At 70.9% G+C, this 10,502-nt stretch carries 9 protein-coding genes; 7 read left to right on the top strand and 2 right to left on the bottom strand.

Annotated elements, in window-relative coordinates:
- Positions 1 to 48: 48 nt before the first annotated feature.
- From RUH65_RS04770 to RUH65_RS04755, 4 genes are all read left to right on the top strand, one after another.
- A complete protein-coding gene (locus tag RUH65_RS04770) occupies positions 49 to 939 on the top strand; it encodes a metallophosphoesterase (protein WP_396179614.1) in 891 nt (296 codons plus the stop codon).
- Between the two features lie 285 nt (positions 940 to 1,224).
- Positions 1,225 to 3,180 carry an ABC transporter ATP-binding protein gene (locus tag RUH65_RS04765; RefSeq protein ID WP_313816082.1) on the top strand — a complete coding sequence of 652 codons (1,956 nt, stop codon included), beginning with the start codon at positions 1,225 to 1,227 and terminating at the stop codon, positions 3,178 to 3,180.
- Positions 3,177 to 5,084, top strand: a complete 1,908-nt coding sequence (locus RUH65_RS04760) for an ABC transporter ATP-binding protein (RefSeq protein WP_313816080.1) — start codon at positions 3,177 to 3,179, stop codon at positions 5,082 to 5,084. The genes RUH65_RS04765 and RUH65_RS04760 overlap by 4 nt, the downstream gene beginning before the upstream one ends.
- A 24-nt stretch (positions 5,085 to 5,108) precedes the next feature.
- Positions 5,109 to 5,483, top strand: a complete 375-nt coding sequence (locus tag RUH65_RS04755; RefSeq protein WP_313816078.1) for a nuclear transport factor 2 family protein — start codon at positions 5,109 to 5,111, stop codon at positions 5,481 to 5,483.
- 68 nt (positions 5,484 to 5,551) lie between these two features.
- Here RUH65_RS04755 and RUH65_RS04750 read toward each other — a convergent pair whose 3' ends face one another.
- Both RUH65_RS04750 and purD read right to left on the bottom strand, forming a co-directional pair.
- Positions 5,552 to 6,463 (bottom strand): phosphoribosylaminoimidazolesuccinocarboxamide synthase, encoded by a 912-nt coding sequence (locus tag RUH65_RS04750; RefSeq protein WP_313816077.1) that lies wholly within the window; start codon positions 6,461 to 6,463, stop codon positions 5,552 to 5,554.
- Positions 6,463 to 7,752, bottom strand: coding sequence for a phosphoribosylamine--glycine ligase (purD, locus tag RUH65_RS04745; protein ID WP_313816075.1), 1,290 nt, complete (start codon positions 7,750 to 7,752; stop codon positions 6,463 to 6,465). The genes RUH65_RS04750 and purD overlap by 1 nt, the downstream gene beginning before the upstream one ends.
- Positions 7,753 to 7,835: 83 nt before the next feature.
- Between purD and RUH65_RS04740 the strand changes: the two genes are divergently transcribed.
- The 3 genes from RUH65_RS04740 to RUH65_RS04730 all read left to right on the top strand — a co-directional run bounded on the left by RUH65_RS04740 (position 7,836) and on the right by RUH65_RS04730 (position 10,494).
- A complete protein-coding gene (locus RUH65_RS04740) occupies positions 7,836 to 8,177 on the top strand; it encodes a hypothetical protein (RefSeq protein WP_313816073.1) in 342 nt (113 codons plus the stop codon).
- A 127-nt stretch (positions 8,178 to 8,304) separates the two neighbouring features.
- Entirely contained in the window at positions 8,305 to 9,393 is a 1,089-nt protein-coding gene (locus RUH65_RS04735) for an asparaginase (RefSeq protein ID WP_313816072.1), read from the top strand.
- 21 nt (positions 9,394 to 9,414) lie between these two features.
- The gene (locus RUH65_RS04730) at positions 9,415 to 10,494 is read left to right on the top strand and encodes an asparaginase (RefSeq protein ID WP_313816071.1); all 1,080 of its coding nucleotides are present in this window, start codon (positions 9,415 to 9,417) and stop codon (positions 10,492 to 10,494) included.
- Positions 10,495 to 10,502 lie beyond the last annotated feature (8 nt).

Below are 10,502 nucleotides of genomic sequence, written 5' to 3'. Positions count from 1 at the left end.
TCGACGAAGTCCTGCAGGGCGTCGGCGTCTACGGCGCCGCACTGCAACTTGCGGGTCCAGGCCGTGGCCACCACCGGCGCCGGCATGGTGGCCTGGGGTGCCCTCGTGGAGGCACGCAATTTCGCGGTGCGCACCGAACGGCTGCGCATCCTGCCGCCGGGCGCACGCCCGTTCCGGATCCTGCACCTCTCGGACATCCACCTCCTCCCGTCCCAGCAGGACAAGCTCGACTGGCTGGCCGGCCTGGCTGGCCTGAAGCCGGACCTGGTGGTCAACACCGGTGACAACATCGGTGCGGCCGCGTCCGTGGCGCCGCTGCTCCGGGCCCTGGATCCCCTGCTGGACGTACCCGGGGTCTTCGTCCCGGGATCCAACGACTACTACGCGCCGAAGCCGGCCAACCCGCTGCGCTACCTGGCCGGGCCGTCCCGGCAGGATCCGAACCGGACCGAGCTGCCGTGGGAGGACCTGTTCAGCACCTTCGAGGCCCGGGGCTGGCTCAACCTGTCCAATCAGCACTTCTCCCGGGTGCTCCACGGGATCCGCCTGGACTTCGCCGGCACCGACGACCCACACCTGGACCGGGACGAGTGGCCCGGCTTCCCCGGCGCGGGCGCGGGCCGCTCCCTGCGGATCGGGGTCACCCACGCGCCCTACCGCCGGGTCCTGGATGCCATGACCGACGGCGGCGCTGATGTGATCCTGGCCGGCCACACCCACGGGGGCCAGATCTGCGTGCCCTGGTACGGCGCGCTCGTCACCAATTGCGACCTGCCGACCTGGCAGGCCTCCGGTCTGACCGAGTGGTCCTCCGGCGGGCGGACCGTCCCGCTCGAGGTGTCCGCCGGCATCGGCACCTCACCCAAGGCGCCCGTCCGCTTCGCCTGCCGCCCCGAGGCCGTCGTGCTGGACGTGGTCTCCCCCGCCCCCCGCATCTGAGTCGCACATATTGGTGCTCTCCGGGGTGCCGCGGGGTCAATTCGTGAGACCTGGATGCCGGGCGATTTATTGCAGGACTCTTTCAGAACTCCCCCCGCGACCGTAGGATGGTGGATCGCCGCATCCCTTGATGCCGGCCACGTGTTCTTCTCTGGAGGGGTTGCCTTGTCCACGCCTGCCCGCACCGACTCACCGCGTGGCACGCCGCACCGGCGGGGACAGCCAGAGGGACTCGGCCAGGGTGGCCGCCCGGATGACCGTGGCCCAGGCGGCCGGGAGCGGTCCATGCTCGAGGCGATCCCCCGCCTCTCCCCCTACCTGGAGGGTATCCGTTGGCGTTGGGCCGCCGGGCTCGTCTCGGCCATGCTGGCCGGGCTGGTCGCCCTGTCCATCCCGCAGGTCATCCAGCAACTGGTGAACTCCGTGCTGCGTCCCGGCGGGTCCACGGCGGACGTGTGGGGTGCCGTCTGGCTCATGGCCGGACTGGGCATCGCCGAGGGACTGCTGATCTTCGGCCGCCGCTTCTTCATCCTGCCGCCCGCCGCCGGAGTGGAGAACCGAGCCCGCATCGCCCTGTTCACCCGGCTGCAGCGGCTGCCGGTCTCCTTCCACGACTCCTGGCCCTCCGGGCAGCTGCTCTCCCGCTCGGTCGGAGACCTGTCCCTGCTGCGCCGCTGGATCGCCTTCGGCACGGTGATGTTCGTGGTCTCGATCGTCACGATCGTGGTCGGCATCGTCCTGTTGCTCAACTCCTCCTGGATCCTCGGGCTGATCTACCTGGCCGGTGCCGTGCCGATCATGTGGCGCTCCTTCTACTTCCGCAACGACTTCCGGAGCGCGTCCCGCCTGTCCCAGGATCAGGCCGGTGACCTCGCCACCACCGTGGAGGAGTCCGTCCACGGCATCCGCGTGCTCAAGGCCTTCGGGCGCGGTGGGGAGGCCTTGGAGGGATTCCGCGGCCAGGCGGACACCCTGCGCGGCACGGAAGTCCGCAAGGCCACGGTGCTCTCCCAGTTCATCGCCCTGATCGTCGCCCTGCCGGAGACCGTCATCGGCATCTCACTGGCCACCGGCGTCTACCTCGTCGCGACCGGGGAACTCTCCGTGGGCGCCCTCGCCGGCTTCTTCGCCACGACGGCGGTGCTCGCCGGCCCGGTCGAATCCGTCGGTCAGCTCATGGGCATGTCCCTGTCGGCGAAGACCGCGATCGACCGCCACTTCGAGGTCATGGACACCGCCGTCGACATCGCGGATCCGGCCACTGGTACCGGACCCGATTCCGGCTCCGCCTCCGGATCCGACGTCGGCTCCAGGGGTTCGAGCCTCGCCTTCGAGGGTGTCGGCTTCCGCTACCCGGATGCCACCGCGGAGTCGACGCCGATCCTGCGGGACGTCACCCTGCATCTGCAGTCCGGCGAGACGATGGCCTTGGTCGGGCTGACGGGATCCGGCAAGTCGACCCTCGTCCAGATGGTCCCCCGGCTCTACGACGCCACGTCCGGGCGCGTGCTGGTGGACGGGGTGGACGTCAGGGATCACTCACTGCTGGAGCTGCGGCGCACGGTGTCCATCGCCTTCGAGGACGCGACCCTGTTCTCCGACTCGATCCGCAACAACGTGTTGCTGGGAGCCCCGCCGGAGATCGCCGGCCCGGATGCTGCCGATCCGCAGGCCGCGGAGGAGCTGCTGACACTGGCCCTGGACACTGCGCAGGCCCAGTTCGCCTACTCCATGCCCGAGGGCGTGGACACCCAGATCGGTGAGGAGGGGCTGAGCCTGTCCGGCGGCCAGCGCCAGCGCCTCGCCCTGGCGCGCGCCATCGCCGCGCAACCGGAGATCCTCGTCCTGGACGACCCGCTGTCCGCGCTGGACGTCCGCACCGAGGAGGTGGTCACGCAGCGGCTGCGCTCCGTCCTGGCCGGGACCACCACCCTGATCGTGGCGCACCGGCCTTCCACCGTGGCCCTCGCCGATCGCGTGGCGGTGCTCCACGAGGGGGCGATCCAGGACGTCGGCACGCACGCCGAGCTGCTGGGCCGGTCGGCGGGATACCGCTTCATCATCTCCAGCTTCGAGGAGGACAAGTCCATTGAGTCCGTCATGGATTCCGGGGTGATCACCGGGATGACGCCGGTGGTGCCCACACCTGAACCGTCCGGTGGCGATGGCGAGCCTGGTCATGGCAAGGGCTACGACACCGGCGCGGGCGCCAGCACCGGCACCGAAGGGGACCGACCATGAGCCGCGCGGACCGGGCTCAGCGCCGCGGCCGTCAGGCGGTCGACGTCTCCACCCCCGGAGCGGCCCAGCGACCCGACCCGACCCTGTTGGGCACCCAGGGCGAGGAACGCCTGGACCTCAGCGTGCAGGAGCGGAAATACGTCAGAGCCCGCTCCTGGGTCCTGCTCAAGGACCTGGCCCGGCCGGTCAAGTGGAGGCTCATCCTGACGGCGCTGCTCGTGGTGATCTCGAATGCCGCCCGCGCGTCGTTCCCACTGATCATCGCGTGGGGCATCGACTGGGGGCTGCCGCAGGTCGTCTCCACGCTGGAGGCCGGGGGCTCCGCGGCACCGGTGGTGGCCGCCGTCGGGGGCACCTATGTGGGAGCCGCGCTGACCGCGGGACTGCTGCTGGGCACCTACACGTGGCTGACGGCCCGGGTGAGCCAGGCGATGCTGCTGGACTTGCGTGTGTGGGTGTTCCGGCACACACAGCGGCTCAGTCTCGAGTTCCACGAGAAGTACACGTCCGGTCGGGTGATCTCGCGGCAGACCTCGGACCTGGACTCGCTGCGCGAGCTGCTGGACCAGGGCGTGTCCTCGCTCGTGTCCGGGCTGATGTTCATGCTGTTCACGGGTATCTCGATCGTCGTCCTCGACTGGCGTTCGGCGCTGATCCTGATGGTGGCGTTCATCCCGGTGGCGATCGCGGTGCGCTGGTACCAGGTGCGTTCCGAGGCGGTGTACCGGGAGTCACGGGTGTCCTCCGCCCGGATGATTGTGCACTTCGTGGAGACCATGACGGGCATCCGCGCCGTGCAGGCCTTCCGGAAGGAAAGCGCCAATGACCGGACGTACGAGACGTTGGCCGGCAAGTACCGCGATGACATGGTGAAGTCCCTGAACCTCTTCGGCATCCTGCAGCCGACCCTGGTGATCACCGGGAACCTGACCGTGGTGGCCATGCTGCTCTTCGGCGGGTTCCGCGTACTGGACGGCACCCTGGCCGTGGGCGTGCTCGTGGCGCTGCTGCTGGCCGGCAAGCGCGTGTTCCAGCCCATGGAGCAGGTGGCCATGTTCTACTCCTCCTTCCAATCCGCCACCGCGGCGCTGGAGAAGGTATCCGGACTGCTGGAGGAGGCGCCCACCGTGCGGGAAGCCGAACATCCGGTGCCCCTGCCGGAAGCCGCCGGGCGGATCGAGTTCGCGGATGCCGAGTTCGGCTACGGGGACGGTCAGGTGATCCTGCCACGCTTCGATCTGACGATCCCCGCGGGCCAGACGGTGGCCGTGGTGGGCCAGACCGGGGCCGGCAAGTCCACGCTGGTGAAGCTGATCGCCCGGTTCTACGACCTCTCCTCCGGTTCTTTGACGCTGGACGGAGTGGACCTGGACCAGCTCTCCGCGGCCGATCTGCGGCGCAATGTGGTCATGGTGACGCAGGAGGCGTTCCTGTTCTCCGGCTCCGTGGCCGAGAACATCGCCCTGGGCCGGCCTGATGCCTCGGATGCCGAGATCCAGGCGGCGGCGAAGGCCGTGGGCGCCCACGAATTCATCCTGTCCCTGCCCGAGGGCTACGAGACCGACGTGACCAAGCGCGGAGGGCGCCTCTCCGCCGGCCAGCGCCAGCTCGTGTCCTTCGCCCGGGCCTTCCTCGCCGATCCGGCCGTGCTCATCCTGGACGAGGCCACCTCCTCCCTGGATCTGCCCAGCGAGCGGCTCGTGCAGCAGGGGCTGACCCGGCTGCTGGGTGACCGCACCGCGCTGATCATCGCCCACCGGTTGTCCACCGTGGAGATCGCCGACCGTGTGCTCGTGGTGCATGACGGGCGGGTCGTCGAGGACGGGTCCCCCGCCGAGCTGATCGCGGCCGGCGGCCGCTTCGCCGAACTCCATGCGGCCTGGAAGGACTCGCTGGTCGGCTGAGAGCGGGGCCACTAGCCTGAAGGCATGGCCACGTTGACCTTCAGCGACCTGCTGGCCCTCGAACACGGGGGCTGGGACGCCCTGTGCTCGGCCCGGGGCGGCACGTTCTACGGCGAGCTGATGACCAGCGCCGCCGTCATGGTGCTCGTCAACGGCATGGTCCTGGACCGGGACGCCGTGGCGTCAACCCTGGACCAGGCTCCACCGTGGTCCGAGTATCGTCTGGACGGGGCCCGGCTGGTTCCCACGGGGACGGACTCAGCGGCTCTGGTGTACACGGCCACAGCCTCCCGGCCCGGTGATCCGGAGCCCTTCACCGCCCTGATGTCCAGCCACTACCGGCTGGTCGAGGGTCGTCTCCGGATGACGCTCTACCAGCAGACGACCATCACGCACTGACCCATAACTATTGCCCGCAAAACACTGACCCACCACTATGGCCCGCACAGTGTGGCCACGCCGCGTGGTCAGGAGCTGAAGGTCTGGCCCGTCAGTGTCTCGTAGGCCTCGATGTAGCGGGCGCGGGTCTTGGCGACGACGTCGGCCGGCAGGGCCGGCGGTGCCTCACCCGCAGCCCGGTCCCAGCCGGAGTCCGGGCCGGTCAGCCAATCGCGGACGAACTGCTTGTCAAAGGAGGGCTGGGCGCGGCCCGGTTCATACTGGGCGGCATCCCAGAACCGGGAGGAATCCGGCGTCAGGACCTCGTCACCCAGCACGATCCGCCCGGTGGCATCCAGGCCGAACTCCACCTTGGTGTCCGCCAGGATGATCCCGCGGTCCCGGGCGATCGCCTCGGCCCGCCGGTACACATCCAGGGTCAGCTCGCGCAGCCGCTGGGCGGGGGTGTCCCCGATCAGCCGGGCCATCTGCTCGAACGTGATGTTCTCGTCATGCTCGCCCACATCGGCCTTGGCGGAGGGGGTGAAGATCGCCGGGTCCAGCTTAGAGCCGTCCACCAGCCCCTCCGGCAGCTCGATCCCGGTGACCGTGCCGGATTCCCGGTACTCGGCCAGCCCGGACCCGGTCAGATAGCCGCGGGCGATGCACTCGACTTCGTACATGTCCAGCCGCTGGCACACCATGGCGCGCCCCGCCACGGCCTCCGGCACGTCCAGGGACACCACGTGGTGCGGCACCTGCAATTGCGCGAACCACCACAGGGACAGCTGGGTCAGCACCGCGCCCTTGTCCGGGATCTCGGTCTCCAGCACGAAGTCGTAGGCGCTGATCCGGTCCGAGGCGACCACCAGCAGCGTCTCGGACTCCCCGGGTGCCGCATCGACCGGTTCATAGAGGTCCCGGACCTTGCCCGAATAGGCGTGCCGCCAGCCCGGCAACTCCACTGCCGGGGCGTCGAAGCCTTGAGAGAATCCGGTCATCAGCGTGCCCTTCCGTCCGGGAGTGAGATCTCGCCGCGCTCGGCCTTGAGCCCGATGTCGGTGCGGTGCTGTGATCCCTCCAGGGAGATCACGTCCACCCCCGCGTACGCGCTGGCCCGCGCTGCGGCCAGGTCTTCCCCGAGCCCGACGACGGCCAGCACCCGGCCGCCGGAGGCGACCAGTCCGCCGTCGTGCGCCGTGGAGGTGCCCGCGTGCAGGACCGAGACGTTCTCCAGTGCGTCCGCCTCGGCGACGCCGGTCAGCGCCCCGCCCTTGAGCGGTGATTCCGGGTAGCCGGCGGCGGCCACCACCACGTCCACGGCGTAGTCGTCCGACCACTCCAGCTCCCGCACCCCGGCCAGGCATCCCGTGGCGGCGTCCATCAGGAACCGGCCGAACGGGGTTTGCAGCCGGGCCAGGACGGCCTGGGTCTCCGGATCGCCGAAGCGCACATTGAACTCGATCACGCGGAGGCCGCGGCTCGTGAGGGCGAGGCCGCAGTACAGCACACCCGCGAAGGGAGTGCCGCGGTCGGCCATGGTGGCGATGACGGGGCGGGCCACGGCCTCCATGACCTCGTCCACGAAGCCCTCCGGCAGCCAGTCGAGCGGGGTGTAGGCGCCCATGCCACCGGTGTTCGGGCCGGCGTCGCCGTCGCCGATGCGCTTGAAGTCCTGCGCCGGGACCAGAGGGACGGCGTTGGTGCCGTCGGAGATGACGAAGAGGGAGACCTCGGGGCCGTCCAGGAACTCCTCGATGACCACGGTGCCGTTGACGTCGAAGCAGGACCGGGCGTGGTCCAGGGCCTCGGCGCGGTCCGAGGTGACCACCACCCCCTTGCCGGCGGCCAGCCCGTCGTCCTTGACCACGTAGGGGGCGCCGAACGCGTCCAGGGCAGCCTCAGCCTCCGCGGCCGTGGAGCAGGTATGGGCCGCCGCGGTGGGGACGCCGGCCTGGGCCATCACGTCCTTTGCGAAAGACTTGGAGGCCTCGAGCTCGGCGGCTGCCTTGGAGGGACCGAAGACGGTGAACCCGGCCTGCCGCAGCGCGTCGGAGACTCCGGCCGCCAGCGGGGCCTCGGGACCCACGATCACCAGGTCCGCGTTGAGCTCGCCGGCCAGCACGGTGACGCCGGTGACGTCGGTGGCATCCACGGCGTGCACCGCGACATCGAGGGCGATGCCCGCGTTGCCGGGGGCCGCATGGACCTCCTGGACTTCAGGGTCCAGCTGCAGGGCGCGGATGAGGGCGTGTTCGCGGCCGCCGGAGCCGAGGACGAGGATCTTCACGGTGCCCAAGCCTAGACCGTCCGGGCCATCCGGTCGCGCGTGTGTGCGCCCGGCCCGGCCTTACCGGTCCGTACGATGGCCTCATGACGTCTCAACACCCCGGGCCCGACGACGGCCGGCACCTCCCGGAGCACGGTGGCCGCCCCGGGGAGCAGGGCCCGGACGGGCACGACAACGGGCAGCAGCAGTACGGCCACCCGTACGGCCGCGCACCCCGCCTCGCCGGGTCCGGGGGCTCGGGGAAGCACCTGCGCACCGTCTACACCTTCGTGATCGTCTGGCTGACCTGCGCCGTGATCATGTGGTTCGGGACCCGGCTGCTCGGCTTCGAACGCGGGGACGTGGGGGCCGCCGTGGTCTCCCTCGTGGCGTCCCTGGCCGGGGCCCTCGCCGTGACCGTCTGGGCCACCCGCCGCGGGCGCTGAGGCGGGGCCCTGTGGTTTCCCGGGCCGGACCTGGTTGACCCTGGTCCGCCAGCCTTCCGCCAGGGTTCTCAGCGTTGGCTCATGCGTCCCTCATCTCCGGCTCATGCTGCTCGAGCACGATGAGCGCATGGCCCTCACGAACAGCATGACCACCAGGCCCGGCGCGTCCGGCACCACGCCCGGCGTCTTCGCCCAGCAGGACGCCGCGGAGCTGGTCCACCTGACCCGCAACGGTCAGGTGGAGTCCCGTCACAGTGGCGCTGCCGTGGTCACCGGCCCGGACGGCGGCGTGCTGGCCGCGGTGGGTCCGGCCGACGCCGTGGTGTTCGGCCGCTCAGCCCTCAAGCCGCTGCAGGCCATCGCCTCCTTGCGCCTCGGCGCAGCGCTGGAGAGCCGCCACATCGCCATCGCCTCGGGCTCGCACCGCGGCTCTTCCCGCCACCGTGCCCTGGTCCGGGAGATCCTGGCCGCGGCAGGCCTGGACAAGTCGGCGCTGCAGTGCCCACGCGCCTGGCCCAAGGACCGCCACGAGCTGCTGAAGATGGCTGCCCGCACCCGGCGACCGGACGGCCCCCGCCCGAACCGGCTGGCCTTCAACTGCTCCGGCAAGCACGCCGCCTGGCTGTCCGCCTGTGTGGCCGCCGGTCTGGAGACCGAGAGCTACCTGGAACCGGACCATCCACTGCAGCAGGAGGTGTTCCGGGTGATCGAGGAGTACTGCGGGACGGAACCGGTGCACGTCGGCGTGGACGGTTGCGGCGGCCCCGCACCCCGGTTGGCCCTGGCCGGGCTGGCGCGCGGATTCGGATGGGTCGCTTCCGCGCCCGAACGGGCCGGCCAAGGGCTGCCGATCGACGACCATGCCATCCAGGTGGCCGTCTCCATGCTCCGCCACCCCTGGGCCGTCCAGGGCCGGAACAGCTCGAACACCCGGATCATGCGTGAGCTCGGCCTGTTGGCCAAGTCCGGGGCGGACGGCGTCCTGGTGGTGGCGGCTCCGGACGGCACCGCCGTGGCGGTCAAGACCCTGGACGGGGCCTCCCGGGCCAACAACCTCGTGGCCTTGAACCTCCTGGCCCGCTTTGCCCCGGACCAGGTGGACCTGCCGGCGCTGCGGAACGTCCTCGGCGTGGTGACACCGGCGGTCCTCGGCCGGGGCCAGCCGGTCGGCCGCGCCGAACTCGCGGAACCGGTGCTCGGGGTGCTCTCCGCCTGAAGTAGTGACAAGCTAGTGTCCATGCCCGCACCGCAGCAGCATCCCCACCAGCACGAGCCCCGCCAGCCCGTCCGGAGCCCCTCGGCCACCTTCACGGTCAACGAGGCCGTGGAACTGGTGCACGTGGTCCGCAACGGGTTCATCGAGTCCCGCACCATCGGTTCGGCCGTGGTGACGGCGCCGGACGGCGCGGTGCTGGCCTCCCTCGGCAGCCCGGAATCGCTGGTCTACCCGCGTTCCACGCTCAAGCCACTGCAGGCCATCTCGTCCCTGCGGCATGGGGCCCGGCTGGTCGAGGAACAGATTGCGCTGGCGTGCGGGTCACACCGCGGGACGGCCCGTCACCGCCAGACGGCTGCCACGGTCCTGTCCTACGCCGGCATGGACGAGTCCTTCCTGCAGTGCCCACCGGCCTGGCCCGCGGATCCCGCCGGCATCATCGAGATGGCCGGGGACGCCGGTCCCGGTGGCCCCCGCCAGACCCCGCTGGCCTACAACTGCTCCGGCAAGCACGCCGGTTTCCTCTCCGCCGCCAAGCACGGCGGGCACGATGTGGGCACTTATCTGGACCTCGACCACCCCATCCAGCGTGAGGTGGCCGCCGTCCTCGAGGAGTACTGCGGGGAACCGGTGGCCCACTGGGGCGTGGACGGCTGCGGCGCCCCGGCCCCGGTGCTGTCCCTGACCGGCCTGGCCCGAGGCATCGGCCGGGTCGCCGCGGCCCCGCACCGCCGCGACTCCGAGGTGCATGCCGCCTCCGTGGCCACGGCCATGCTGGAGCACCCCTGGGCCGTGCACGGCGAGACCAACACGAACACCGTGGTGATCCGCGAGCTCGGGGTGCTGGCCAAGCTCGGCGCGGACGGCGTCATGGTCATGGCCGCGCAGGACGGCACGGCGGTGGCCGTCAAGGCGCTCGACGGCGGCACGCGCGCCGGCAATCTCGTTGCCCTGGTCCTGCTGGCCCAGTTCGCCCCCGGGCAGATCGACCTGGAGGCCCTGCCGGGCGTCCTGGACACCGTGGCCCCGAAGATCCTCGGCCGCGGCCAGCCCGTCGGCCGGGTCCAGCTGGCCCGCCCCGTCCTGGATCTGCTGGACTGAAGGGCGCG

Origin of the sequence: Citricoccus sp., from assembly GCF_032154715.1 — a bacterium.
In the GTDB taxonomy this organism is placed as follows: Bacteria; Actinomycetota; Actinomycetes; order Actinomycetales; family Micrococcaceae; genus Citricoccus.
The sequence above is the reverse complement of the archived record's forward strand: the minus strand, read 5'-3'. Positions and strand labels throughout refer to the sequence as shown.